This window comes from Nonomuraea sp. C10, from assembly GCF_008017515.1.
GTDB lineage: Bacteria > Actinomycetota > Actinomycetes > Streptosporangiales > Streptosporangiaceae > Nonomuraea > Nonomuraea ferruginea.
The window spans coordinates 6,267,961-6,291,989 of record NZ_VPFF01000001.1 but is presented as its reverse complement, the minus strand read 5'-3'; the positions used below and the strand labels follow the sequence as shown (position 1 = coordinate 6,291,989).

Genomic DNA, 24,029 nt, shown 5'->3' with positions numbered 1-24,029 from the left:
TCTCGCAGGAGGCGGTTTCCCGTTGATTGGGCTAGTCTCAGACCATTGATGTGTATGGCGGGATCGCTTGTCAAGACCTGAGGACACGTTGGACGAGTCGGCGCGTTTGATGACGGTGCTGCGCCCCGTGAGAGCCGGAAACGCCTTCGAGGAGACCGTCGAACGGCTCCTGCAGGCGATCAAGCTGGGCGTGGTGGCGCCGGGAGACAAGCTCCCGCCCGAGCGCGAGCTGGCCGTCCAGCTCGGCATCAGCAGGGTGACGCTGCGCGAGGCCATCCGCGCCCTGCAGGACGCGGGCTACCTCGACGTGCGGCGCGGCCGTTACGGCGGCGCGTTCGTCACCTATGTGCCGCCCCGGCCGGGGCCGGCCGACCTGCGCAAGGCGGTCGCCGACATGGGCACCGACGACCTGGCGGACGCGCTCACCTTCCGCCTGGCCGTCGAGTGCGGCGCCGCGCAGGCGCTGGCCGGGATGGAGCTGACCGGCGGGCAGCGCGACACGCTCAGGCGCAGGCTGGCCGACCTGGACGGCGCCTCGCTGGAGGACTACCGCCGCCTCGACACCGCCTTCCACCTGTCGATCGCCGAGCTGACCGGGTCCGCCCTGCTCGCGTCCGCCTGCGCCGACGCCCGCCTGCGGGTGAGCGACCTGCTCAACGCCATCCCCATGCTCCAGGTCAACCTCGACCACGCGGCCGCGCAGCACCGGGCGATCGTGGCGGCCATCCTGGCGGGCGATCCCGAGGGGGCCGGCCGCGCCATGGGCGAACACCTGGAAGGCACGGCCGCCCTTCTGCGCGGATTCCTCTCCTGACCGCACCACTGCCCACAGGCTCGTAGAGTCGGTTCACGGTCATGGAGAAATGGTTTCACGGAAGCATCATCGCGACGGGACGGCTGCCGCTGTTCTGTTTCTTCGTCGCGCTCATCGTGGCGTTCATCGCCACCCGCATCAACGTACGGCTGATCAGGGCCAAGGTCGGCTGGTTCCGCAACGTCAACGTGGGCGAGATGCACATCCACCACGTGGTGTTCGGGGTCGTGCTCATGCTGGTCGGCGGGGTGGCCGGGATGGTCGTCTCCGGCGCGTCGCAGGTGGGGCACGCGGTCGCGGCGTCGGTGTTCGGGATCGGGTCGGCCCTGGTGCTCGACGAGTTCGCGCTGATCCTCCACCTGCACGACGTCTACTGGGAGGAGGAGGGGCGCACCTCGGTGGACGCGGTGTTCATCGCCGTGGCGGTCACCGGGCTGCTGCTCATCGGGCTGCGGCCGCTCAGCTGGGACTTCGGCCCGCCGCTGGTCGACCCGGCGGCGCTGATCCTGGGCAACCTGGTGCTGGCCGTGATCACGCTGCTCAAGGGGAAGATCTGGACCGGCATGGCGGGGCTGTTCCTCCCCTTCCTGCTGCTGGTGGGCGCGGTGCGGCTGGCCCGGCCTGGGTCGCCGTGGGCCCACTGGTTCTTCGTCGGGCGCTCGCCGCGCAAGATGGCCAAGGCCATCCACCGGGAGGAACGCTGGCGCCGGCCGGCGATCCGGGCCAAGATCGCCTTCCAGGAGTTCCTCTCGGGCCGCCACGACCTGCCTTCCACCCGCCGTCTGCGCCGCCATACTTGAGCCATGGCGCTTCCCTCCAGGTCTGACGGGCTGCTGGCCCAGATCCCCGACTCGCTCACGGACCTGCGCGGACCCGTGGACGGCAAGGTGGCGCTGCCGCCCCACCTGTCATGGTCGGGCCCCCGCGAGTACGACCTGGCCGATCTGCGCCTGAGGCTGTCGATGTACCGCATGGTGATCACGGGCGGCGGGCGCGTGGACGCGGAGAGATACCTCAACGCACGCCACCTGACCGCCGACTGGCCGCTGCTCAGGAAAGGGCTCGGCCCGGGCCACCGCCGGGCCTGGGAGCACAAGCTGGCCCTCGGCATGCTCCCGTGATCCGCTTCCCGCCGTTCCAGGAACGGGTGCTGGGAATGGTTCTGCCGGCATGCGAGCGCTTCCATCTGCTGCTCGCGGGCGGGCACGCGATGCGGGCGCACGGATTCATGGACCGGCCGAGCACCGACCTGGACTTCGCCACCAGTGCGGACACGCCGCTGCCGGAGGTGGCGGAGGGGATCGCCCGGGCGCTCCGCGCCGCCGGTCTGGAGGTGTCCGTGCTGGAGGTGACACCCCGGTACGGGCGACTGCTCCTCAAGGATCCCTCGACGGAGGAGCACTGTGAGGTGGACCTCCTCAGGGAGGCGCTCCAGCAGCAGCCCAGCGTGTGCGGCGAACTGCGGGTCGTCGCGCTCGACGACGCCGTGGGCCTGAAGATGCGGGCACTGTACGAACGCAGCCTGGCCCGGGATGTCATCGACATCGCCGCCGTGGCCCACCTCTACTCCTTCAGAGATCTGGAGCGTTTGGGCGGCCTGCACGCGGAGGACTTCTCACTTCCCGAGCTCGTCATGCGACTGGAGTTCGTGGAGTTCATCGCCGACGAGGAGTTCGCGGCCTACGGGGTGACCGCGGACCGGGTGCGAGACATCCGGAGGCTGACCTCGGCGTGGGCGGACGACATCAAGATGCGGCGGGCCGACGACGGTGATGCCGAGTACGACGTCTCCGATCTGCCCGGGGTCGACTGAGGCATCGGGTGGTCACAGCGTCACGGCTGAGCGGAGGGCCAGTCCGGCGCCGAGGAGCACCACCATCACGGCCGTGCCCAGCGGGGCCGCGCCCGACAGGCGGGCGGCGAGCCGGCGGCCCGCCGACGCCCGCGCCTCCAGCCGGTCGACCAGCTTGACCAGCAGCAGGCCGGTGACGGTCAGGGTGGCGGCCATGCCGACCCCGTAGGCGGTCACCAGCGCCACCCCGAACCAGGTCCGGCCCAGCGCGACCGCGCCCAGCAGCACGACCAGCGCCGACGGGCTCGGCACCAGCCCACCGGCCACCCCCAGCCCCACCAGCCCACTCCTCCGATGCCCGTGGCCGTGTCCATGGCCGTGTCCATGGCCGTGCCCATGGCCGTGCCCGTGCCCGACGGCCTGGGCGTTCCGGGAGCGGCGGGCGGTGTGGATCAGGCGGAGGCCGATGGCGGCGATCAGCACGCCGCCGGCCACCCCCAGCCAGGCCAGCACCGACTCGCCGGCCAGGGCCGTGAAGACGCTCAGCGCGAGCCCCACCGCCAGCACCCCCACGGTGTGGGTGGCCGTCACCGTGGCGCCCACGACGAGCGCGTCCCTGGGCCGTCCGCGGCGCCCCGCCAGGTAGGCGGCCATGACGGTCTTCCCGTGCCCGGGGATCAGCGCGTGCCCGGCCCCCAGCACCACCGCCAGGCCCAGCGCCAGCAGCCCGAGCGGCACGGTCAGCGAGTCGGCGCCGACGAGCCCGGTGAACGTCCGGTCCAGCGCGTCGAGCGCCTCACCGACGGGTCCGCCGACGGAGAGGCCGGGGGTCCCGGACGTGGGGGTCCCGGTCCCGGCGCCGAGCCGTGAGACGGTGAACGAGGCCGTCCGCTGGTCCAGCGGTGACGTCAGCAGGTCGTCCGGGTACCTGCGCAGTTCTCCGCTCACGCTGGACTGGGGCACGGTGGCGTCGGCGAGCCGGACCCCTGCGCCGGTCGCGGTGATCTCACGCCAGCCGATCCGGTCCTGCTCGAAGCCGTCGGTGAACGTCACCGCCCCGGACACGGCGGTCTCCGCCACCAGGTCGCAGGTCAGGCGGCTGGTCCTGAGCCCGCCCTGGCCCGGCGTGTACGCGTGCCCGGCCCGTACCACCCGCCAAGGGACGGCCGCGCCGCCCACCGTCAGCCGCTGGGCGGCGGCGAGCGCGGCGCAGCGGCGGGAGGCGTAGGTGGCGTCCACCTCCGTCCTGGCCTGCAGCGTGGGCAGCTCCGCCAGGTCCACCACGGCCAGGTTCTCCACCTGCCCGCCGGAGACGGTCAGCCCGTTGTAGTGGTTGACCGTGAAGTTCCCCAGCGGATGCGCGGCGGCGGCCCGCGCCGGCACGCTCAGGAACACCGGCACCAGCCCGAGCAGCAAGACCCCCAACCGCCACCAGATCCTGCGCGAGGCGGCGTGACGGGCGTCTTCCGGGAGGTCGGCCCGTTCTGTGGGGTGGGTCCGGTTCGGTGTGCGGGCGGTGTTACGGACCTGGTCGGGAGTGGCGGCCGATTTCCTGGGGTGGGAGGGGGCTTCGGTGAGGGGGGTGAGCTCGGGGTCGGTCATGAGAACCTCGCCAGGGTGGCCAGCTCCGGGTCGAAGCGGGGGTCGAGGGGGACGTCGCGGCCGAGGGATCGTTCGATCTCGGCGCGGTGGTAGCGGAGGACGGGATGCCGCCAGCCGGTCGAGGTGGCCTGTTTCGCGTACCGCAGAGCCTCGCGCGGCCGGTCGGCCTTGAACAGCGCCCAGCCGAGCGCGTCGGCGGCGATCAGGCCGGGGTTGCGGGCGTACTCGGCACGGGCGTGCCGCACCGCCTCGTCGGGGTCGCCGTGGTCGGCCTCGAACTCGGCCCACGTCAGGTCGTCGCGGACGCCCGTCCTGGCGAGCAGGTCGCGCTGGGCGTCCAGCAGCGTCCAGTCGGCGGGCAGGCCCGCCTTGAGCCGCACCTCGCCCTGCTCGATCAGATACTGGGGCAGCGGCAGCCGCCGGACCACGCCCTCGTACCGGGTGAGCGCCTCGTCCAGCCGGCCGCCGAGCGCGGCGGCCCTGGCCCGGCCGGCGAGGGCGGGCGTGTGGCCGGGGTCGGCCTCCAGCGCCCTGGCGTACCACCGGTCGGCCGTCTCGAAGTCGTGGGCGTGCAGGGCCAGCTCGCCGAGCTGGTGGCGGGCGTAGGCGAGATCGGCGGGGACGCGCGCGTCCTCGTGGGCGTACTGGAGGTAGCGGCGCGCGCCGTCGAGGTCTCCGCGCAGCTCGGCCGCGTACGAGGCGCGCGCGAAGGACGCGACGCCGGGCCGCAGGCCCAGCATCCGCTCGACCGCCTCCCGCGCGCCGCGCAGGTCGCCGAGCTGGACGCGGGCGTCGGCGAGCACCCCGTACGCGGCCGCGCTGTAGGCGTTGGCGTCGAGCGCCCGCTCGGCCAGCCGCTCGGCCTCGGCGAACTCGTGGCGACCGGCGGCGAGCGTGGCCTGGCCGGTCAGGACGGCGTCGTCGCGCGGGCTGAGCCGGGCGGCGGTGTCGAGCGCGCCTTCCGCCTTGGTGTAGTACGACGGGTCGCCGCTGATCCTGGCCTGGTCGACGTACTGGACGCCGAGCTGGGCCCAGCCTCGGTGGTCGTCCGGCAGCCGCTTGAGCCGGTCCTGCAGGGTTTCCCGCCCGGCCGCGGGCGCCGGCGCGCCGGCCGGTGCGGCGGCGACGCCGAAGACGGTGAACAGCAGCGCGCCGGTCAGGACGAGACCTGCCAGCAGGAGTAGTGAACGCATCGAAGGGCTCCGGAGTCGTGGGAAACAACCGGCCGGCCGCCGGAGCGGCCGACCGGTCCTGGGGCGGCGGGGCGGGAGAGGGCCCGCCACCGGGAGAAGGTCGGCCGGGCGGGGGTCAGCGCTGGTTGACCGAGGCGGTGCTGGGGAGCGGGATGTACGGGAACGTGCCGCCGAACGGCTTGTCGTTCATGTCCACCTTGTCGGTCAGGGCGGGGATGAGCTTGCCGGACTGCGCGGCGCCCGCGACGGCCTGCAGTTCGATGTCCACCACGTCGTCGGCGAGCCGGCGGCCGTTGGGGAAGCCCTGCAGGTCACCGCCGAGCACGCCCAGCCTGTTCGGGTCCTTGCTGGGCGGGATCGACATGTTGAGCCTGAGCATCTCGGCCGGGCGGAGCTTGCCCGCGTCCTTGTTCAGCGACTGCGCGTTCAGGTCGGCCGCGATCGGCCCGTTGCCCTTGGCGATCCCGGTCAGGAAGATCTGGACGAGATCCTTGCGCGGAGTGGCGGGCGCCTTGATGCCGTAGATGGACGCGAGCAGCCTGGCCACCTCGGGGTCGGTGACCCGCTTGACCAGGGCGGCCACGTCGGCGTCCTTGGCGGGCGGCAGCGCGTTGAAGGCGTCCTTCAGCCCGGCGGGGGACACCACCTCGTTGACCAGCGGGTTGCCCAGGCGGGAGACCTGGACGAACTTGCCGCCGTTGTGCTTGTCGGTGGTGGACCAGACGCCGACGACCGGGTTGCGCTTGGGGTCGCCCTTGAGCGCGAGGTCCTCCTTCGGCACCTGCAGGCCGAGCGTGTTGACGTTGTAGCCCTTGAGCGTGTCCCGGCCCACCTCGGACAGGTCGCCCCCGTACAGCAGGTCGAAGACGCGCAGGTCGAGGAAGAACGCCTCGTCCGACTGGCCCGCGAGGGTCTTGCCGCCGCCCTTCAGGCTGGTGATCGCCTGGGAGCGCAGGGTGCCGTAGTTCGGCATGGACGCGGGGCCGACGTTGCTCGGCGCGACGATGCCGTTGGAGACGAGCGTGCTGCTGCCGTTCTCGGTGATGCGCCTGAGCGTGTAGCGCTGGCGGAAGAGCAGGTTCTGGTCGTCGAGCGAGGTGACCGGTCCGTTGTTGTAGAGGAAGGTGGCGTTGCCGCGCCGGTCCTCGTTGCGGAAGGTCCACTGGTAGGTGATGTCGGGCTTGGCGTCGCCGTCGTTGTCGATCTTGATGTTGTAGCGCGACCTGGTGTCGAACGGGTAGAAGTTCGGCCCGCCCTGCGGCTCCTGGAACGGGATCCAGTTCGACAGCAGGGTCACGGTGCCGGGCTTGTCCGGGCTGACGAACGCGTACACGTCGGTGTTGTCGTTGAGCGGGTCGCCGATGACGGCGGGCGCCTCGCGGTGCGAGGAGGCCGTGCCGGAGTCCGTACGGAACATCGCGAGCGAGGAGGCCGTCAGGGCCACCGCGACGCCGAGTCCGATGAGGGCGCGCCGGTCGATCCGGTGCTCCATGGTCGGTCCTTTCGGAAAGGTGCTGATCGATGACGAGGTTCCGGCCGGGTTCCTCGCGCCCTATTCGCGTGACGGGGGCGGGCGGATGTCGCTCTCATCCTCAAGGAGGAGTCGTCAACCGAAGTTGACATACCAAAGGAGTCAATTTAGGTTGACGGGTGCGGAACGCGCGCGCCCGTTCGTTGAGAGGTTGAACGGCCCCTGGAAGGAGATTCGGTGATCAAGGACTTACTGGCCTACTTGCGCCCGCACCGGTGGATCCTGGTGGCGGGCGGGGTGCTGGGCCTGATCGGCTCGGCGGCGGGCCTCGCCATGCCGCTGCTCGCCAAGTACGTGGTGGACGCGTTCGGCGAGAACGGGTCGATGGCCGGGCCGCTCATCGGCCTCACCGTCGCCGTCCTGGTCGGCGCCGTGGTGTCGGCCGCCGGCTCCTACCTGATGGAGCGCACCGGTGAGAGCGTCGTGCTGGGCGCCCGCCGCCGCCTGGCCGACCGCATCCTGCGGCTGCGGGTGGCCGACGTCGACCGGCTCAAGCCCGGCGACCTGCTCTCCCGCGTCACCGGCGACACGACGCTGCTGCGCGCTGTGCTCACCAACGGCGTCGTCGACTCCGTCAGCGCCGTGTTCATGCTGGTCGGCGCCATCGTCCTGATGGCCGCCATGGACGGCACGCTGCTGCTGGTCACGCTGCTCGTGGTGGTCGTGATCGGCGGGCTGACCGGCCTGGTGATGCCGCGCATCATGCGGGCGCAGAAGGACGCCCAGGAGGCCGTGGGCGAGATGGGCGCGGTGCTCGACCGGGCGCTGCAGGCCTATCGCACGGTCAAGGCCAGCGGCGCCGAGGAACGCGAGATCGCCGTCGTGGGCGGCGCCGCGGAGCGGGCCCGCGACCGGGGCCTCCAGGTGGCCGGGTGGACCTCGCTGGCCGGGGTGTCGACCTGGATGGCCGTGCAGATCGCCTTCCTCGGCGTGCTCGGCGTCGGCGGGGCCAGGGTCGCCTCCGGCGCGCTGGAGGTCTCCTCGCTGATCGCCTTCCTGCTCTACCTGTTCTACCTGGTGGCGCCGATCGGCCAGCTCGTCGAGGGCGCGGTCCAGCTCCAGCAGGGCCTGGCCGCGATGAAGCGCATCAAGGAGGTCGAGGACCTGCCCGGCGAGCCCGTCGGCGTGCCGGCCGGCACCGGCGACCGCCCGCTCGGCGTGCGCTTCGACGGCGTGGTCTTCCGGTACGGCGACGACCGGCCGATCGTGCACGACGGGGTCAGCTTCGAGGTGCCGCCCGGCGGCCTCACCGCGCTCGTCGGCCCGTCGGGCGCGGGCAAGTCCACCGTCTTCGCCCTGCTCGAACGCTTCTACGAGCACCAGGGCGGGGTCATCTCGCTGGACGGCAGGGACATCCGCGACTGGTCGCTCGGCGAGCTGCGGGCCGCGCTCGGCTATGTCGAGCAGGACGCGCCCGTGCTGGCCGGCACGCTCAAGGAGAACCTGCTGTTCGCCGCCCCTGACGCCACCGAGGACGAGCTGCGCCGCGCGATCGTCCGCACCCGCCTGGACGACCTGGTGGCCAGGCTGCCCGACGGCCTCGACACCGCGGTCGGGCACCGGGGCGTGCTGCTGTCGGGCGGCGAGCGGCAACGCGTCGCCATCGCCAGGGCGCTGCTGCGCAAGCCCAGGCTGCTGCTGCTCGACGAGGCCACCTCGCAGCTCGACGCGGTCAACGAGCTGCGGCTGCGCGAGGTCATCGCCGAGGTTGCCGCCGAGACGACCGTGCTGGTCATCGCCCACCGGCTGTCGACGGTGACCAACGCCGACCGGATCGTCCTCATGGAGAGCGGCGGCGTGCGGGCCATCGGCACCCATGACGAGCTGGTGGGGGCCGACGAGCTCTACCGCGAGCTGGCGGCCACCCAGTTCCTCGTGAGCTAGCGCGTTGTACTCTTCGGGTGACGTTGATGAATGTGTTCATTCAGGAGGTCGCCATGAGCCGCACCGTGCGCGCGCCACGAGGCACCACGCTCACCGCCAAGGGGTGGCCGCAGGAGGCCGCGCTCCGCATGCTCCGCAACAACCTGGACCCGGAGGTGGCCGAGCATCCCGAGCAGCTCGTCGTCTACGGCGGCTCGGGCCGCGCGGCCCGTGACTGGGCCTCCTACGACGCGCTGGTCAGGACGCTCACCACGCTGGAGGGCGACGAGACGCTGCTGGTGCAGTCGGGGCGGCCCGTCGGCGTCTTCCGCACCCACGAGTGGGCGCCCAGGGTGCTGATCGCGAACTCCAACCTGGTGCCCGGCTGGGCCACCTGGGAGGAGTTCCGGCGGCTCGAAGCCGCCGGGCTCACCATGTACGGGCAGATGACCGCGGGTTCCTGGATCTACATCGGCACCCAGGGCATCCTGCAGGGCACGTACGAGACGTTCGCGGCGGTGGCGGCCAAGCGGTTCGGCGGTTCGCTGGCCGGCACCGTCACGCTCACCGCCGGGCTCGGCGGCATGGGCGGCGCGCAGCCGCTCGCCGTCACCATGAACGGCGGCGTGGCCATCTGCCTCGACTGCGACCCCCGCTCCGTCACCCGCCGCATCGAGCACCGCTACCTCGACGTGCGGGCGGAGTCGCTGGACGAGGCGCTGCGGCTGGCGTACGAGGCGCGCGACGCGCGGCGGCCGCTGTCGATCGGCGTGGTGGCCAACGCCGCCGAGGCCGTGCCCGCGCTGCTCGCCCGCGGCGCCGAGATCGACATCGTCACCGACCAGACCTCCGCCCACGACCCGCTCATGTACCTGCCGCTCGGCGTCGCCTTCGACGACATGGCCGCCGAACGCGACAAGGACCCGGCGGGCTTCACCGAGCGCGCCCGCCAGTCCATGGCCGCGCACGTCGAGGCCATGGTCGGCTTCCAGGACGCGGGGGCCGAGGTGTTCGACTACGGCAACTCCATCAGGGGCGAGGCGCAGCTGGCCGGATACGCGCGGGCCTTCGACTTCCCCGGGTTCGTGCCCGCGTACATCAGGCCGTTGTTCTGCGAGGGCAAGGGGCCGTTCAGGTGGGCGGCGCTCAGCGGCGACCCCGCCGACATCGCCGCCACCGACCAGGCGATCCTGGAGCTGTTCCCCGACAACGAGCCGCTCGCCCGCTGGATCCGCCAGGCCGGCGAGAAGGTCCACTTCCAGGGCCTGCCCGCGCGGATCTGCTGGCTGGGCTACGGCGAGCGCAACGTGGCGGGGGAGCGGTTCAACGACATGGTCGCCTCCGGAGAGCTGCGGGCGCCCGTCGTGATCGGCCGCGACCACCTCGACAGCGGCTCCGTCGCCTCCCCCTACCGCGAGACCGAGGCGATGGCCGACGGCTCCGACGCGATCGCCGACTGGCCGCTGCTCAACGCCATGCTCAACACGGCCTCTGGGGCGGCCTGGGTGTCCATCCACCACGGCGGCGGCGTCGGCATCGGCCGCTCCATCCACGCCGGCCAGGTGACGGTCGCCGACGGCACCGCGCTGGCCGGGGAGAAGCTCGACCGGGTGCTCACCAACGACCCGGGCACCGGCGTCATGCGCCACGTCGACGCGGGCTACGAGGAGGCGGCCGCGGTGGCGGCCGCGCGCGGGGTCCGCGTCCCGATGCGTGAGTCCTGAGTGATCCATGTGGGATGAGAATGCCGTGCGCACGGTGTTGGAGCAGGAGTGACTGGCGCATATCACAGCGGGCTGGACCGGCTTCTCGACGGCCACAGGCTCTCGCCGGTGCAGAGGAGGATCGCTCACTACCTGTCGGAGCACCTGGAGGAGGCCATCTTCCTGTCGAGCGTGGAACTGGCCGAGCGGGCGGGGGTGAGCCAGCCGTCCGTGACCAGGTTCGCCATGGTGCTCGGCTTCGCCGGATACCCGGAGCTGCGGCAGGCGCTGCGTCCCCTGGTGCTGGGCGGGCCGCCGGAGGGCGAGCAGGAGAGCCTGATCAAAGGAGCCATCGACCGCGAGATCAGGAACCTGACCGCGGTCCGCGACCGGCTGCCGTCGCTGCCGCTGAAGGAGCTGGGCGCGTTCCTGGCCGCCGCCGAGCCGCTCCCCGTGCTGGGGCTGCGGGTGTCGGCCGGGCTCGCGACCACGTTCGCGTACTACACCCGCCGCATCCACCCCGACGTGCGGCTGCTCACGCACGGCGGGTCGGAGCTCATCGACGGCCTGCACTCCGCCCGCCGTGCCGGCGCGGAGTGGCTGGTCGCCGTGGTGCTCCCGCGCTATCCGGTCGAGGTGATGAACGCGCTGGAGTACGCGGGCAAGCTCGGCTACAGGGTGGCCGCGATCTGCGACCGTCCCGGCTTCCCCGCCGAGGTGGTGCTCGACGCGCCGGTGGGCGACCGGCTGGTGTTCGACTCCCACGCGGCGCCGCTGGCCCTGGCCATGGCCCTGGTGGAGGCCATGGCCGACGCGGCGCCGCTGCGCACCCAGGCGCGGCTGGAGGAGTACGAGCGGATGACGGACGAGACCGGCACGTTCCTAACCGGTGATCTTCCTTAGGGACCGCACGGACCAGGTCACGGTCAGCGCCGCCAGGCCCAGCATGATGGCGAACGCGAGCGGGATCGACACGTCGGTCAGGTTGCCCGCGAACAGCGCCCGCCCGGCCTCGACCGGGTGGTAGAAGGGCGTGAACCAGGCGACCCGCTCCAGCCAGTCGGGCCCGAGCGCCATCGGCAGCAGCGCACCCGACAGCAGCATCAGCGGCAGCGCGAAGAACTGCATGATCTGCCCCATCGCGTTCTCGTCGCCCAGGCTGAGCGCCAGCCCGTACGCCACGCCCGAGGAGAACAGCCCCGTGACGGCCAGCAGGAGCAGCGTGAGCACCAGCCCCGCCGGGCCGATCCGCAGACCCATGAGCAGCGCGATGAGGATGACCATGAACGACTGCACCACCAGCACGGCCACGTCCCGCAGCATGCGGCCGAGCACGATCGAGGGCCGCCAGGTCGGGGTGACCGCGATGCGTTCCAGCACGCCGCTGCGCATCTCGTAGATGGTCCCGTACGCGACGCCCATGGTGCCGAACAGGGCGGTGATGACGAGCATGCCGGGCGCGAACATGGTCAGCGCCTGACCGAGGTCGCCGCCGTACGCCATGCCGGCGAAGAGCGGCGCGAACAGCAGCAGGTACATGACCGGCTGCATGATGCCGAACAGCGGCCAGATCGGGTTGCGGAAGGTGTTGCGCAGCTCGTGGCCCAGGAAGAGGCCGGTGTCCCTGATCATGCTTCGGCTCCCGTGTCACGAAGGGATCGGCCCGTCTTGGCCAGGAAGACGTCGTCGAGCGTGGCCCTGTCGAGCGAGATGGACGTGAGGGCGAGCCGCTGCTCCTGCAGCTCGCTCAGCAGCTTGGGCAGCGTGTGCTCGCCGTCGTCGACGTAGACGCGCAGCACCTGGTCGTCCACCCTGGCCTCCCTGGCGAGCGGGCCGAGCACGGCGGCGGCCCGCTCCGGCTCGTCGAGGCGGAGCGTCACCACGTCGCCGGAGACCTTGCGCTTGAGCTCGGCGGGGGTGCCCTCGGCGACGACCACGCCGTGGTCGACGATCGCCAGGCGGTCGCAGAGCGCGTCGGCCTCCTCCAGGTAGTGGGTGCTGAGCAGGACGGTGGTGCCCTGCTCGCGCAGCTCCCTGATGCGGTCCCACAGGTTGGCGCGGTTCTGCGGGTCGAGGCCGGTGGTCGGCTCGTCGAGGAACAGCAGCGGGGGCGTGTGGACCAGCCCGAGCGCGATGGACACCCGGCGCTTCTGCCCGCCGGACAGGGTGCGGCCCGGCCGGTCGGCGATGTCGGCCAGGTCGAACCTCTTCAGCACCCGGTCGGTCGCCGCCGCGGCGTCCGCGACCCCGTACAGCCTGGCCGCGAACATCACCTGCCTGCGCGGCGAGTTCTGCTCCTCGACCCCGCCGGTCTGGCTGACGTAGCCGAGGGCGCGGCGGATCGCGGCGGGCTCCTTCAGCAGGTCGTGGCCGGCGATCGCGGCGGTGCCCGCGTCGGGCCTGATGAGGGTGGCGAGCATCCGGATCGTGGTCGTCTTGCCCGCGCCGTTGGGGCCGAGCACGCCGTAGATCTGGCCGGTCTCGACCTCCAGGTCGACGCCGCGCACGGCCTCGACGGTCCGCGCGCCCTTGCGGCCGCGCGAGGTGAAGGTCTTCTTCAACCCTTTCGCGTCAATGATCATGCTTCTCCTAAGGAAGCTCGTCGCTCTCGACCTTGTCCAGCGCCTGCCGGCACCAGTCGAGCTGCGCCCGCAGCATGGCCGTGTTGAGCCTGAGCGTCTCGTCGATGTGGCGGGGGGCGCCGAAGCGCTGTTTGGTGCCGTACGACCGGTCGGCGCCGGCGATCGTCAGCTCCAGGAGCTCGCTCCGGCTGCGGAGCGCGCTCATCAGGGTCTCCTTGTCGAGATGGTTCATGAACGTGAGCGCCACCTGGAACGGGTCGACGATCGGCATCAGCTCGTGCCAGACCGTCAGGAGCAGGCGGTGGAACTCGAACCGGCCGTCGTCGGTCATGGCGTAGACGGTGGCGCCACCCTTGCCGGACTCGACGACCTCCAGCAGCCCTTCGTCGGCCATCTTGCCGAGCCCGTGGTAGATGGAGCCGAACTTCACGCTGGCCCAGCTGTCGGCGCCCCAGGTCTCCAAGTGGCGGCGGACCTGGTAGCCGTTGCGCGGGCCGTCTAGGAGGGTGCCGAGGATCAGAATGCGAGTTGTGGACACGGCTCAAGTTTGTACTCAAATTTGAATGACTGTCAACCGTGAAAAGCTGCTGTCCATGAGTGAACGACCCAGGGCCCTGATCACGGGCGCCTCCCGCGGCGTGGGCGCGGCCGTCGCGCGCGCTCTCGCCCCGACCCACGACGTCCTGCTCGGCGGGCGCGACACCGAGGCGCTGGACGAGGTCGCGGCCGGGCTGCCCGGCGCACGGGCGTGGCCGGTGGAGCTGACCCAGGTCACCGAGGCCGACGTGGCGGACGTCGACCGGCTCGACGTGCTCGTGCACAGCGCGGGAGTCACCCGGCTGGGCCGGATCGGCGAGCTGCCCGCCTCGGTGTGGCGCGACACCATGGAGCTCAACCTGTTCGCGGTGGCCGAGCTGACCCGGCTGCTGCTGCCCGCGCTGCGACGGGCCGGTGGCCACGTGGTGTGCGTCAACTCCGGGGCCGGCCAGCGGGCCAACCCGGGCTGGGGGGCGTACGCGGCCAGCAAGTTCGCGCTGCGGGCGTTCGCCGACGCGCTCCGGCAGGAGGAGCCGGAGCTGCGGGTGACCACGGTCTACCCGGGCCGGATCGACACCGACATGCAGCGGAGCGTGCGCGAGCAGGAGGGCGGCGACTACCAGCCCGACCGTTACCTCGCCGCGGACACCGTGGCCCGTGCGGTGCTGGCGGCGGTCACCGCCGGGCCGGACGCGCACCTCACCGAGCTGACCATCCGGCCGAGCGCGGGCCCGGTCACCTGAACCCTCTCCAGGCCCTTCCCGCGCTATCCACGGAGAACGGTGACCTGGCGACCGGACGGCGTGGTCGCCTGCGTGAAACTCCCCCGCTCCTTCCACGCCGGGGCTTCCGGGCGCCTGTCGAAGATCACGAGCACGCCGGTGGTGAGGCTGAGCCGGTCGAGATACGCGTCGAGCTGTACGAGACCGTCGGGCAGCGGGTCGTCCTTGCCGGCCCGCCAGACCTTCAGCTCCATGGCCTCGCGCTGCACCAGCCGCTCCCCGTCAGGCCCGGTGTAGGGCCAGCGGACCAGCACGTCCAGGCGTTTGATGCCCGCGGCGTACTCCCGGTCGAGATAGCCGCCGCCGTTCACGAGCCGGTGGAGGAAGGCCATGAGAATGATCTGGCAGGCGGCCTCGTGGTAGCCCTCCTGCTGGATGAGCACCTCGCCGTGCTCGCGCCAGAACACGACGAACTCCCGCAGCAGCCGCTCCAGGTCGAATCGGCCGTCCGGCAGCACGAAGCTACGCGGATCGGCCCTGACCAGCCGTGCCGTGCGGTTGCCCAGCACCCGGAGCAGGACCTCGCGATAGATGGGGTTGGCGATCTCCAGATCCATGGTCCCGCGGATGAGGCCCAGGTCGTGGACGTAGGAGACATCGTCGTCGATGCTGTCGTCCATACTCGGCATCGTGCCGGCCACGATCGGCTCGATCACCCGCATGACCCGAGGCTCGTGCAACCGCGCGGCCAGGGAGTCCAGGTGGACGGCGCGTGCCCGGATCAACCGTTCCTTGGCCTCGTCCACCTGCCCGGCGGTGACGGCGCCGGTCAGCCCCATCTCGAAGATGATCTCGTGGGCCACGGCATTCACCAGCCACGGCTGACCCTGCGTCAGCTCGAACACCCGGTCCACCGCGTCCTTGGTGAACTCCTGACCGGTCGCCTCGGTGTGCTGGCCGTACAGCTCACCGATCTGGCCGGCGGTGAAGTCGCCCAGGCGCAGCGACTTGGTGACGATGTTGAACGGGCTGGTGGGATTGCACCGGCCCGGGTCGGCACCCACGGCGGTCTTGTAGTCACGCACGTCGCGCAGCCCGCACAGGATCACAGAAGAGGGGAACGGGTGCCCGTCCGGGCGGGCGTTGTGACCGTCCCTGAGCTGGCAGAGGAAGCTGACCAGGCTGCTGCCCTGCAGTGCGTCGATCTCGTCGAAGAACAGCACCACCCGGCGCGGACTGCGGCGGCACCACTCGCTCAGGCCCGTACCGAATCGGGTGCCCGGCGTGGCCTCCGGCCAAGGGTCCGGCGGGAGCAGTTTCTTCGGCCAGCCCGACCGCTCGGCGGCCTCACGGATGGATTGCAGCAGGATCGACTCTCCCCAGCCGACGTCGTCACCGGCCACCTTGGCGCGCTCGCAGGAGAACGCCAGGGCCGCGATGTCGCCTTCGGCCGTCAACTCGGACGCCAGGGTGCGCAGACCCGTCGTCTTGCCGGTCTGCCGAGGCGCGTGGACCACGAAGTACCGGTCCATGTCGATCAGCGCCCGCGCCTGGGGGAGCCGCGGAGTCGGCGGCACCATGTAGTGGAGCTGGGGGTCACACGGACCTGCGGTGTTGAACGTTTTCGCTCTGGGTGGGTGCATGGCCACATACTGTCATCACTGCTGCGCTGCGTCCGGAGAAGGTTCAAGTGCGGCGGTCCGCCCGTTCAGCGCGATCGCCGAGGAAACGCGCCGTAGGCGAGCGAGGATGACGGATCGTGGTCGGCTTGCCGTGGTTCGTCGCCGCTGGCCGGGAGCCGACGACGGCTTCGCCGTTCTGATTCGTCTGATCCGGCTGGACGAACGGCCCGCGATGGCGAAGCTGAATGGATCCATTCACTAGAGTGTGTTCATGCTCGACGCACTCGCGCACGTGGGGCGCGACCCCGCCACCGGCGGCTATGTCCGGGACGCCTGGTCCGACGCGGATCTCGAACTGCGCGGCTGGTTCGCCGGCGAGTCGGCGCGCAGGGGGCTGGATCTGAACGAGGACCGCAACGGCAACCTGTGGGCCTGGTGGGGCGACCCGTCCGGGGAGCCGGGCGTGGTCGCCGGGAGCCACCTCGACTCCGTCCGCCAGGGCGGGGCGTACGACGGGCCGCTGGGTGTGGTGTCCGCCTTCGCCGCGCTCGACCTGTTGCGCGAACGGGGGTTCCGGCCGGGGAGGCCGGTCGGGGTCGCCTGTTTCACCGACGAGGAGGGCGCCAGGTTCGGTGTGCCGTGCGTGGGGTCGCGGCTGCTCACCGGGGTGCTGGCGCCGGAGCGTGCGCTCGGGCTGACCGACGACCGCGGCGACACCCTGGCCGACGTGCTCATCAGGGCGGGACGCGACCCGCGCGGGCTCGGGCCCGACCCGGAGACGCTGGCCACCGTGGGGGCGTTCGTCGAGCTCCACGTCGAGCAGGGCAGGGCGCTGGCGGCGCTGGACCGGCCCGTCGGGGCGGGGCTCTCGATCTGGCCGCACGGGCGGTGGCGGTTCGACCTCCGCGGGCGGGCCGACCACGCGGGCACCACCCGGCTGACGGACCGCGACGACCCGATGCTCCTGCTGGCCCGCCTGGTGCTGTCCGCCCGCTCGGCCGCCGCCCGTCACGAGGCGCTGGCCACCGTCGGCAAGGTCCTGGTCACCCCCAACAACGCCAACGCCATCCCGGGCCACGTCGCCGCCTGGCTCGACGCCCGCGGGCCCACCGAGGCAAGCGTCCGCGCCCTCGTCCGAGACCTGTACGACCAGCTCACCGACGACACCCCAACCGGCACCAACTCCGGGGGAAGAATCGAGGGTCCCTGGGGAGAGATTGCCGGAGAGGGAGAGATCCGTCCCGGACGGGGCTTGAACCCCTCAGGAAGCGGGGGTTTTTCCGAGGGGAGCGCGAGTTCTCGCGCGAACATGACTTTCCCCGAAGGGGGAGGGGGCCTTTCGGGAGGTGCCGACCCCTCAGGAAACGGGGGTTTTCGCGGGGGGAGCGCGAGTCCTCGCGCGAGCGCGAGTTTCCCTGGAGGGGGCGAAGTCTCTACCGGAGAGGGTGCGAACCTCTCTGGAGCGGGCGAAGTCTCTGCCGGAGGGGGCGCGAACCCCTCTGGAGGGGGTGAGGGGTCTCCCGGGCGGGGTGGGAGTTCTTCCGGTGGGCGTGTGGTGGAGGTACGGGAGGAGTCGTGGACGCCGCTTGTGGAGTTCGAGCGGGGGTTGCGGGAGCGGGTCGCGAGGGCGGCGGGGGAGGTGCCGGTGCTGGCGACCGGGGCCGGGCATGATGCCGGGATCCTCGCCGCCGCGGGGGTGCCGGCGGCGATGCTGTTCGTACGGAACCCCACCGGCGTGTCCCACTCGCCGGAAGAGCATGCCGAGGAGGCAGACTGCCGGGCGGGTGTGATCGCGCTCGCCGACGTGCTGGAGGAGTTGTGCCGCTGAATCACCGGTGGTTCCCGGATGGTCCGGCTGATGACGTGGCGGAGGAGCTGTGTCGCTGATCTACTGGTGTGAGCAGGCGTGGCTGCCCGAAGGCGTGGCCGACGGCGTGCTGGTGGAGGTCGAGAGGGCGAGGATCGCCGGTGTCACCAGGGGCGAGCCCGGCGGGGCGCGGCGCCTGGCGGGGCTGACGATTCCGGGGCTGGCCAACGCGCACTCCCACGCCTTCCACCGGGCGTTGCGCGCCGCCACGCAGAAGGGCCGGGGCGACTTCTGGACCTGGCGTGACCGTATGTACGAGGTCGCCGACCGGCTCGATCCCGACGCCTACCTGAGGCTGGCGCGGGCGGTGTACGCCGAGATGGCGCTGGCCGGGGTCACCTGCGTGGGCGAGTTCCACTACCTGCACCATGGCCCCGGCGGAACCCCGTACGAGGACCGCAACGCGATGGGGCACGCGCTGATCACGGCGGCCCGCGAGGCGGGGCTGCGCATCGCGCTGATCGACGCCTGCTACGTGTCCGGCGGTCCCGGCGTCGCGCTGGCGGGCACGCAGCTGCGGTTCGGCGACGGCGACGCCGGCGGGTGGGCGGCGCGGGCGGAGGAGCTGGCCGCCGCGTACGGGGGAACGCCGGGCGTGCGGATCGGCGCGGCGATCCACTCGGTGCGCGCCGTGCCGCCCGAGCAGATGCCGGTGGTGGTGGAGTTCTCCCACCGGCACGCCGCGCCGCTGCACGCGCACGTCTCCGAGCAGCGGGCCGAGAACGCCGCGTGCGAGGCGGCGTACGCTGCCTCGCCCGTGCGGGTGCTGCACGAGCACGGGGCGCTGGGCCCGCGCTCGACGGCCGTGCACGCCACCCATCTGTCGGAGGCGGACATCGAGCTGCTCGGCAGCTCGCGCACCCATATGTGCATGTGCCCGACGACCGAGCGGGAGCTGGCCGACGGGATCGGGCCGGCGCGCGAGGTGTTCGACCGCGGGTCGCCGATGACGCTCGGCTCCGACAGCCACGCGGTGATCGACCTGTTCGAGGAGGCGCGCGCCGTCGAGCTGAACGCGCGGCTCGCCACCGAGCGGCGCGGCCACTGGTCCGCCGCCGAGCTGCTGGGCGCCGCCACCGCCGCGGGCCACACCTCGCTCGGCTTCCCGGACGCGGGGCTGCTGGTGCCGGGCGCCTGGGCCGACCTGGTGACGGTACGGATGGACACGGTACGGACGGCGGGCGCGTCCGGGCTGGAGGCGGTGGCGTTCGCGGCGACGGCGGCCGACGTGCGCACGGTGATCTCGGGCGGCCGCCGGATCGTGGACGAGGGCAGGCACGTGCTCGGCGACGTGGGCGCGCTGCTGGCCGAGGCGATGGAGGAGTTGCGGTGACCACGACGCTGATCGACGGGATCGGGCTGCTCTACACGGGCGACCCGGAGCGTGAGGAGATCGAGGGCGCCGCCCTGGTGATCGAGGACGGCCTGGTCGCCTGGACGGGGGAGGCCGGGCAGGCCCCTGACGCCGATGCGCGGGTGGACGTCGCGGGGCGGGGCGTCGTGCCCGGGTTCGTCGACAGCCACGCGCACCTGGTGTTCGCGGGCGACCGGACGGCCGAGTTCCAGGCCCGGATGTCCGGCGAGAGGTACACCGGCGGCGGCATCCGCACCACGGTCGCCGCCACCCGCGCCGCGAGCGACGCCGAGCTGGCCGTCCGCGCCGCCGCGCTGGTGGCCGAGATGAACGCGCAGGGCACCACCACCGTGGAGATCAAGAGCGGCTACGGGCTGACCGTCGAGGACGAGCGCCGCTCGCTGGAGATTGCCACGACGCTGACCGACGAGACCACGTTCCTCGGCGCGCACGTGGTGCCCGCCGGCGCCGATCCCGACGCGTACGTGCGGCTCGTCACCGGCGACATGCTCCGGGCGTGCGCGCCGTACGCGAGATGGGTGGACGTGTTCTGCGAGCGCGGCGCGTTCGACGGAGACCAGACCAGGGAGATCCTCACCGCCGGCATCAAGGCGGGGCTGCGCGCCAGGGTGCACGCCGGCCAGCTCGGCGAGGGCCCGGGGGTGCGGATCGCGTGCGAGCTGGGCGCCGCGTCGGCCGACCACTGCACCCACCTGACCAGCGTCGACGTGGACGCGCTCGCCTCGTCGGGCACGGTCGCGACGCTGCTGCCCGGGGCCGAGTTCTCCACCCGCTCCCCGTACCCCGACGCCAGGAGGCTGATCGACGCGGGGGTGAGCGTCGCGCTGGCCACCGACTGCAACCCGGGCTCCTCGTACACCTCGTCGATGCCGTTCTGTGTGGCGCTCGCCGTGCGGGAGATGCGGATGACGCCGCTGGAGGCGATCAGGGCGGCCACCGCGGGCGGGGCGCGCGCACTCGCCAGGACGGACGTAGGCTTGCTGCGGCCGGGCAGCCGCGCCGACCTCGTCGTCCTCGACGCTCCCTCCTACGTCCACCTCGCCTACCGGCCCGGCGTTCCCCTCGTTCACCAGGTGTTCCGCGGCGGTCTCCTTCTTGAGTAGGACATCCAGAACCCTCCCGTGGTCGTAGTTCTTTTGGGAATCTTTGCTTCCTTTCGGACGTTGGCCGGGTATAGAACGCAGCTGCGGAACGAGGTGCCTGGGGATGGCAAGGCCTACGGGGAGTCGCGCGCAGGAGCAGCACGTCGCGGACCGGGATCTACTGGGGACCTACCTGGCTGAGATCGGCAGGGTCCCGCTGCTCACCGCGGAGGAAGAGGTGGAGCTCGCCAAACGGATCGAGGCGGGTCTTTTCGCCGAACAGCTGCTCGACAGTGGGGGGTCGGAGCCGCGGATCGGTGACACGGCGGACGAGGAGCTGGAGCGCCTGGCGGTCTCGGGCCAGCGGGCGAAGGACGAGTTCATCCAGGCCAACCTGCGCCTGGTGGTGGCCGTGGCCCGCAAGTACTCGGGGCGCGGGATGCCCCTCATCGACCTGGTCCAGGAGGGCAACCTCGGGCTGGTGCGGGCGGTCGAGAAGTTCGACTACAAGCGTGGATACAAGTTCTCCACCTACGCCACGTGGTGGATCAGGCAGTCGGTGGGGCGGGCCATCCACGAACAGGCCAGGCCCGTGCGGCTGCCCACGCACGCCGGGGAGCAGATGACCCGGCTGATGCGGGTGCGCCGCGACATGCTGGCGGAGTTCGACGCCGAGCCGACCGACGAGGACCTCGCGCAGATTCTGGAGCTGCCCGTCGAGCGCGTACGGGAGCTGCGCCGCTGGGCGTCCGACCCGGTGTCGCTGCAGCTGGGCGTGGGCGACGAGGACGAGACCGAGCTGGGCGACATGATCGCCGATGAGACCTGGGCCGACCCCGAGCAGCAGGCGATCGACATCCTGGAGCGTGAGCGGCTCGACGAGTGGCTGACCGGGCTGGAGGGCGACACGCGCGACATGTTGCGCTGGCGTTACGGGCTGGTCGACGGGCGCGAGCACACGCTCACCGAGGTGGGCGAGCGTTACGGCATCGGGCGTGACCGCGCCCGACGGATCGAGCGCGACGCGCTGGCGCGGCTGCGCCGCATGGCCGACGCCGCCGCCTGACAAGGCTTCCACGAGGCCGGTTCCCCGACGGGGCCGGCCTCGCCGCTTGTCCGGCCGCAGGAGGACCGTAGGCTCGGGGTCATGATCGTGAAGACAATCCGCCGTTATCCGGTGAAGTCGCTGCTGGGTGAGGACGTTTCCGGCGTACGGGTGACCGAGCGAGGGCTGGACGGCGACCGGGTCAGGGCCGTGCTCGACGTCGCGACGGGAAAGATCGCCAGCGCCAAGAACCCGCGGCTCTGGCGCGGCCTGCTGGCCCTGCACGGCAGCGCGGTCCCCGGGGACGAGGAGCTGTCGGAGCTGCTGGGCCGCGAGGTCCGGGTGGTGGACGTGCCGCCGGACGGCGCGGAGCTGGAACGGTCGGTGCCGGAGGAGGTGCTGGGCAAGGGCGTCGAGGCCGACGTGGCGTTCACGGTCAGCCAGGTGGGCGGGATCGCCCCGCCGGGCACGTTCTTCGACTTCGCGCCCGTACACCTGATGACCACGTCGACGCTGGCCGCGATCGGCGAGCTCAGCCCGCGCGGGACGGTGGAGGCCGTGCGCTACCGGCCCAACCTGGTGATCGGGACGGACGAGCCCGGGTTCGTGGAGAACGGCTGGGTGGGCCGCGAGCTGGAGATCGGCGACGAGCTGGTCCTCCAGATCGTCATCCCCACCCCGCGCTGCGCGGTGCCGACGCTGGCGCACGGCGAGTCGCCGCGCGATCCCGACGCGCTGCGCACGGTGGCCCGGCACAACCGCGTCGACATCCCCGGCCTGGGATCCGAGCCGTGCGCGGGCGTGTACGCGCGGGTGCTGCGCCCCGGCGCCATCGTGACCGGCGACCCGGTGCGGCTGCGCCCGGCGGACTGAGCGCGACACGCCGGGAAGCGACCGGAAAGTTCCCGAATACCGGTCGTGAGGTGACCGAAACTCTCCCGAAACACCCGTGTGGCGAGATTCACGAACGTGAAACACACCAGGTCGAGCCCCGAAACGGGGGCCGAACACGCTGGGGCGATCACGTCACACCAAAGGAGGGTCGCGTCGTGCAGATCGATACCGGCACCACGGCCTGGATGCTCACCGCCACCGCGCTCGTGCTCTTGATGACCCCCGGTCTCGCGCTGTTCTACGGCGGGATGACCAGGGCCAAGAGCGTCCTGAACATGATGATGATGTCGTTCGCCGCGATCATCGTCGTCACCGTACTCTGGCTGTTCTACGGTCACTCTCTCGCCTTCACCGAGAACCCCGTCTCGGCGATCAACAACTTCGTCGGCGGGTTCGACGCGCTCGGTCTGCAGAGCCTCGTCGACACGGCCACGGCTGACGACGGCTCCGGCATGCCGAGCCTCGTCTTCTCGGCCTTCCAGCTGACGTTCGCCATCATCACCGTCGCGCTGATCAGCGGCGCGATCGCGGACCGGGCGAAGTTCGGCGCCTGGGTGCTGTTCGCGGCGGTCTGGGCGACGATCGTCTACTTCCCGGTCGCCCACTGGGTCTGGGGCGGCGGCTGGCTCAACTCGATGGGCATCGAGGACTTCGCCGGCGGCACCGTCGTGCACATCAACGCCGGCGCCGCGGCCCTCGCCCTGGCGCTGGTCATCGGCAAGCGGCAGGGCTGGCGCAAGGAGCCGATGCGGCCGCACAACCTCACGCTCGTGCTGCTCGGCGCGGCCATGCTGTGGTTCGGCTGGTTCGGCTTCAACGCCGGCTCCGAGCTCATCGTGGACGGCATCGCCGGTCTGGCCTTCATGAACACCCAGCTCGCCACCGCCATCGCGGCCGGCGCCTGGATCGTGGTGGAGAAGCTCCGCGACGGCCACGCGACCAGCCTCGGCGTCGCCTCCGGCGCGGTCAGCGGCCTGGTCGCCATCACCCCGGCCTGTGGATTCGTCGACCCCTGGGCTGCCGCGCTCATCGGCCTCGTCGCCGGCGCCGTCTGTGCCTTCGCGGTCGGCCTGAAGTACAAGCTCAACTACGACGACTCGCTCGACGTGGTCGGCGTGCACCTGGTCGGCGGCGTGATCGGCGCGGTCGCGCTGGGCTTCGTGGCCGCCTACCCGGCCACCGACGCGCAGGGCCTGGGCCTGTTCTACGGCGGCGGGCTCGGCCAGCTGGGCCTGCAGGTGCTCGGCCCGGTCGCGGTCGGTCTCTACTCGTTCGTGGTCACCTGGGTCATCGGCACGGTCATCCACAAGACGATGGGCTTCCGGATCCCGGTCGAGGACGAGGTCACCGGCATCGACGTCACCACCCACGCCGAGACCGGTTACGACCTCGGCACCGTGCACGCCTCGGGCGTGACCTCCCCCAACGGCCCCGTCACCCCGGCTCCCAAGAAGGTGGAAGCATGAGGCTCATCACAGCCGTCATCAAGCCGTTCAAGCTCGATGACGTGAAGGCCGCCCTGGAGCAGTTCGGCATCAAGGGCATGACCGTCAGCGAGGCGAGCGGCTACGGCCGCCAGCGCGGCCACACCGAGGTCTACCGCGGCGCCGAGTACCAGGTGGACCTGGTGCCGAAGGTCCGCGTGGAGGTCCTGACCGAGGAGGACGACGCCGAGGACGTCATCGACGTCATCGTCAAGGCGGCGCAGACCGGCAAGATCGGCGACGGCAAGGTGTGGTCGGTCCCCGTCGACACCGTGATCCGGGTGCGGACGGGCGAGCGCGGGCCGGAGGCCCTCTGACGAC

The 24,029-nt window shown here is 71.8% G+C and carries 22 protein-coding genes; 15 read left to right on the top strand and 7 right to left on the bottom strand.

Annotation, left to right across the window (positions count from 1 at the left end; genetic code table 11):
- Positions 1-109: 109 nt before the first annotated feature.
- Genes FR742_RS28815 through FR742_RS28800 form a run of 4 tightly spaced genes read left to right on the top strand, consistent with a single transcriptional unit; the run spans position 110 to position 2,627 of the window.
- Positions 110-814, top strand: coding sequence for a FadR/GntR family transcriptional regulator (locus FR742_RS28815; RefSeq protein ID WP_148033841.1), 705 nt, complete (start codon positions 110-112; stop codon positions 812-814).
- Between the two features lie 41 nt (positions 815-855).
- The gene (locus tag FR742_RS28810; RefSeq protein ID WP_148033840.1) at positions 856-1,614 is read left to right on the top strand and encodes a hypothetical protein; all 759 of its coding nucleotides are present in this window, start codon (positions 856-858) and stop codon (positions 1,612-1,614) included.
- Positions 1,615-1,617: 3 nt separating this feature from the next.
- On the top strand, positions 1,618-1,935 hold the full coding sequence (locus FR742_RS28805; RefSeq protein ID WP_148033839.1) for a hypothetical protein: 318 nt from the start codon (positions 1,618-1,620) through the stop codon (positions 1,933-1,935).
- A gap of 35 nt (positions 1,936-1,970) precedes the next feature.
- Positions 1,971-2,627, top strand: coding sequence for a nucleotidyl transferase AbiEii/AbiGii toxin family protein (locus tag FR742_RS28800; RefSeq protein WP_261808798.1), 657 nt, complete (start codon positions 1,971-1,973; stop codon positions 2,625-2,627).
- 12 nt (positions 2,628-2,639) lie between these two features.
- Here the strand turns inward: FR742_RS28800 and FR742_RS28795 are convergent, their stop codons facing one another.
- The 3 genes from FR742_RS28795 to FR742_RS28785 form a co-directional block, all read right to left on the bottom strand.
- Entirely contained in the window at positions 2,640-4,208 is a 1,569-nt protein-coding gene (locus FR742_RS28795) for a High-affinity nickel-transporter (RefSeq protein WP_261808797.1), read from the bottom strand.
- On the bottom strand, positions 4,205-5,401 hold the full coding sequence (locus FR742_RS28790) for a lipopolysaccharide assembly protein LapB (RefSeq protein ID WP_148033837.1): 1,197 nt from the start codon (positions 5,399-5,401) through the stop codon (positions 4,205-4,207). The genes FR742_RS28795 and FR742_RS28790 overlap by 4 nt, the downstream gene beginning before the upstream one ends.
- Before the next feature lie 115 nt (positions 5,402-5,516).
- Entirely contained in the window at positions 5,517-6,893 is a 1,377-nt protein-coding gene (locus FR742_RS28785; RefSeq protein ID WP_148033836.1) for a DUF4331 domain-containing protein, read from the bottom strand.
- A gap of 216 nt (positions 6,894-7,109) precedes the next feature.
- Between FR742_RS28785 and FR742_RS28780 the strand changes: the two genes are divergently transcribed.
- The 3 genes from FR742_RS28780 to FR742_RS28770 are packed head-to-tail and all read left to right on the top strand — an operon-like array spanning position 7,110 to position 11,401.
- Complete coding sequence (locus FR742_RS28780; RefSeq protein WP_261808796.1) at positions 7,110-8,816, top strand: ABC transporter ATP-binding protein; 1,707 nt, start codon at positions 7,110-7,112, stop codon at positions 8,814-8,816.
- A gap of 26 nt (positions 8,817-8,842) precedes the next feature.
- Complete coding sequence (gene hutU, locus FR742_RS28775) at positions 8,843-10,519, top strand: urocanate hydratase (RefSeq protein WP_148033834.1); 1,677 nt, start codon at positions 8,843-8,845, stop codon at positions 10,517-10,519.
- A 48-nt stretch (positions 10,520-10,567) separates the two neighbouring features.
- Positions 10,568-11,401, top strand: coding sequence for a MurR/RpiR family transcriptional regulator (locus tag FR742_RS28770; RefSeq protein ID WP_148033833.1), 834 nt, complete (start codon positions 10,568-10,570; stop codon positions 11,399-11,401).
- On the opposite strand, the gene FR742_RS28765 is transcribed toward FR742_RS28770, so the two are convergent.
- From FR742_RS28765 to FR742_RS28755, 3 genes are read right to left on the bottom strand one after another with little or no spacing between them, the layout of a single operon-like run.
- A complete protein-coding gene (locus FR742_RS28765) occupies positions 11,381-12,130 on the bottom strand; it encodes an ABC transporter permease (RefSeq protein WP_148033832.1) in 750 nt (249 codons plus the stop codon). The two genes, FR742_RS28770 and FR742_RS28765, sit on opposite strands and share 21 nt — an antisense overlap.
- Positions 12,127-13,080: an ATP-binding cassette domain-containing protein gene (locus FR742_RS28760; RefSeq protein ID WP_222709073.1), complete on the bottom strand. Its 954-nt coding sequence runs from the start codon at positions 13,078-13,080 to the stop codon at positions 12,127-12,129. Before FR742_RS28760 ends, FR742_RS28765 begins: the two co-directional genes overlap by 4 nt.
- 7 nt (positions 13,081-13,087) lie before the next feature.
- Positions 13,088-13,618 carry a PadR family transcriptional regulator gene (locus FR742_RS28755; protein WP_148033831.1) on the bottom strand — a complete coding sequence of 177 codons (531 nt, stop codon included), beginning with the start codon at positions 13,616-13,618 and terminating at the stop codon, positions 13,088-13,090.
- Between the two features lie 55 nt (positions 13,619-13,673).
- Between FR742_RS28755 and FR742_RS28750 the strand changes: the two genes are divergently transcribed.
- The gene (locus tag FR742_RS28750; protein ID WP_148033830.1) at positions 13,674-14,360 is read left to right on the top strand and encodes an SDR family oxidoreductase; all 687 of its coding nucleotides are present in this window, start codon (positions 13,674-13,676) and stop codon (positions 14,358-14,360) included.
- A 23-nt stretch (positions 14,361-14,383) separates the two neighbouring features.
- Here FR742_RS28750 and FR742_RS28745 read toward each other — a convergent pair whose 3' ends face one another.
- Positions 14,384-15,982: an ATP-binding protein gene (locus tag FR742_RS28745; protein WP_222709072.1), complete on the bottom strand. Its 1,599-nt coding sequence runs from the start codon at positions 15,980-15,982 to the stop codon at positions 14,384-14,386.
- Positions 15,983-16,232: 250 nt separating this feature from the next.
- Here FR742_RS28745 and FR742_RS28740 point away from each other — a divergent pair, with 250 nt between their 5' ends.
- From FR742_RS28740 to FR742_RS28710, 7 genes are all read left to right on the top strand, one after another.
- Complete coding sequence (locus FR742_RS28740) at positions 16,233-17,789, top strand: allantoate amidohydrolase (protein ID WP_148033829.1); 1,557 nt, start codon at positions 16,233-16,235, stop codon at positions 17,787-17,789.
- Positions 17,790-17,838: 49 nt separating this feature from the next.
- The gene (locus FR742_RS28735) at positions 17,839-19,161 is read left to right on the top strand and encodes a formimidoylglutamate deiminase (RefSeq protein WP_148033828.1); all 1,323 of its coding nucleotides are present in this window, start codon (positions 17,839-17,841) and stop codon (positions 19,159-19,161) included.
- Positions 19,158-20,306, top strand: coding sequence for an imidazolonepropionase (hutI, locus tag FR742_RS28730; protein ID WP_148033827.1), 1,149 nt, complete (start codon positions 19,158-19,160; stop codon positions 20,304-20,306). Before FR742_RS28735 ends, hutI begins: the two co-directional genes overlap by 4 nt.
- A 103-nt stretch (positions 20,307-20,409) precedes the next feature.
- A complete protein-coding gene (locus FR742_RS28725) occupies positions 20,410-21,351 on the top strand; it encodes an RNA polymerase sigma factor RpoD/SigA (protein WP_148033826.1) in 942 nt (313 codons plus the stop codon).
- Between the two features lie 81 nt (positions 21,352-21,432).
- Positions 21,433-22,203: an MOSC domain-containing protein gene (locus FR742_RS28720; protein ID WP_148033825.1), complete on the top strand. Its 771-nt coding sequence runs from the start codon at positions 21,433-21,435 to the stop codon at positions 22,201-22,203.
- A 176-nt stretch (positions 22,204-22,379) separates the two neighbouring features.
- A complete protein-coding gene (locus FR742_RS28715; protein ID WP_148033824.1) occupies positions 22,380-23,690 on the top strand; it encodes an ammonium transporter in 1,311 nt (436 codons plus the stop codon).
- Positions 23,687-24,025 carry a P-II family nitrogen regulator gene (locus FR742_RS28710; RefSeq protein WP_148033823.1) on the top strand — a complete coding sequence of 113 codons (339 nt, stop codon included), beginning with the start codon at positions 23,687-23,689 and terminating at the stop codon, positions 24,023-24,025. Before FR742_RS28715 ends, FR742_RS28710 begins: the two co-directional genes overlap by 4 nt.
- Positions 24,026-24,029 lie beyond the last annotated feature (4 nt).

Coding starts and splice junctions, on each gene's coding strand:
- FR742_RS28815 (WP_148033841.1), top strand. CDS start 110: ATGACGGTGCTGCGCCCCGTGAGAGCCGGAAACGCCTTCGAGGAGACC.
- FR742_RS28810 (WP_148033840.1), top strand. CDS start 856: ATGGAGAAATGGTTTCACGGAAGCATCATCGCGACGGGACGGCTGCCG.
- FR742_RS28805 (WP_148033839.1), top strand. CDS start 1,618: ATGGCGCTTCCCTCCAGGTCTGACGGGCTGCTGGCCCAGATCCCCGAC.
- FR742_RS28800 (WP_261808798.1), top strand. CDS start 1,971: ATGGTTCTGCCGGCATGCGAGCGCTTCCATCTGCTGCTCGCGGGCGGG.
- FR742_RS28795 (WP_261808797.1), bottom strand. CDS start 4,208: ATGACCGACCCCGAGCTCACCCCCCTCACCGAAGCCCCCTCCCACCCC.
- FR742_RS28790 (WP_148033837.1), bottom strand. CDS start 5,401: ATGCGTTCACTACTCCTGCTGGCAGGTCTCGTCCTGACCGGCGCGCTG.
- FR742_RS28785 (WP_148033836.1), bottom strand. CDS start 6,893: ATGGAGCACCGGATCGACCGGCGCGCCCTCATCGGACTCGGCGTCGCG.
- hutU (WP_148033834.1), top strand. CDS start 8,843: ATGAATGTGTTCATTCAGGAGGTCGCCATGAGCCGCACCGTGCGCGCG.
- FR742_RS28765 (WP_148033832.1), bottom strand. CDS start 12,130: ATGATCAGGGACACCGGCCTCTTCCTGGGCCACGAGCTGCGCAACACC.
- FR742_RS28760 (WP_222709073.1), bottom strand. CDS start 13,080: ATGATCATTGACGCGAAAGGGTTGAAGAAGACCTTCACCTCGCGCGGC.
- FR742_RS28750 (WP_148033830.1), top strand. CDS start 13,674: ATGAGTGAACGACCCAGGGCCCTGATCACGGGCGCCTCCCGCGGCGTG.
- FR742_RS28745 (WP_222709072.1), bottom strand. CDS start 15,982: ATGCACCCACCCAGAGCGAAAACGTTCAACACCGCAGGTCCGTGTGAC.
- FR742_RS28740 (WP_148033829.1), top strand. CDS start 16,233: ATGCTCGACGCACTCGCGCACGTGGGGCGCGACCCCGCCACCGGCGGC.
- FR742_RS28725 (WP_148033826.1), top strand. CDS start 20,410: ATGGCAAGGCCTACGGGGAGTCGCGCGCAGGAGCAGCACGTCGCGGAC.
- FR742_RS28720 (WP_148033825.1), top strand. CDS start 21,433: ATGATCGTGAAGACAATCCGCCGTTATCCGGTGAAGTCGCTGCTGGGT.
- FR742_RS28710 (WP_148033823.1), top strand. CDS start 23,687: ATGAGGCTCATCACAGCCGTCATCAAGCCGTTCAAGCTCGATGACGTG.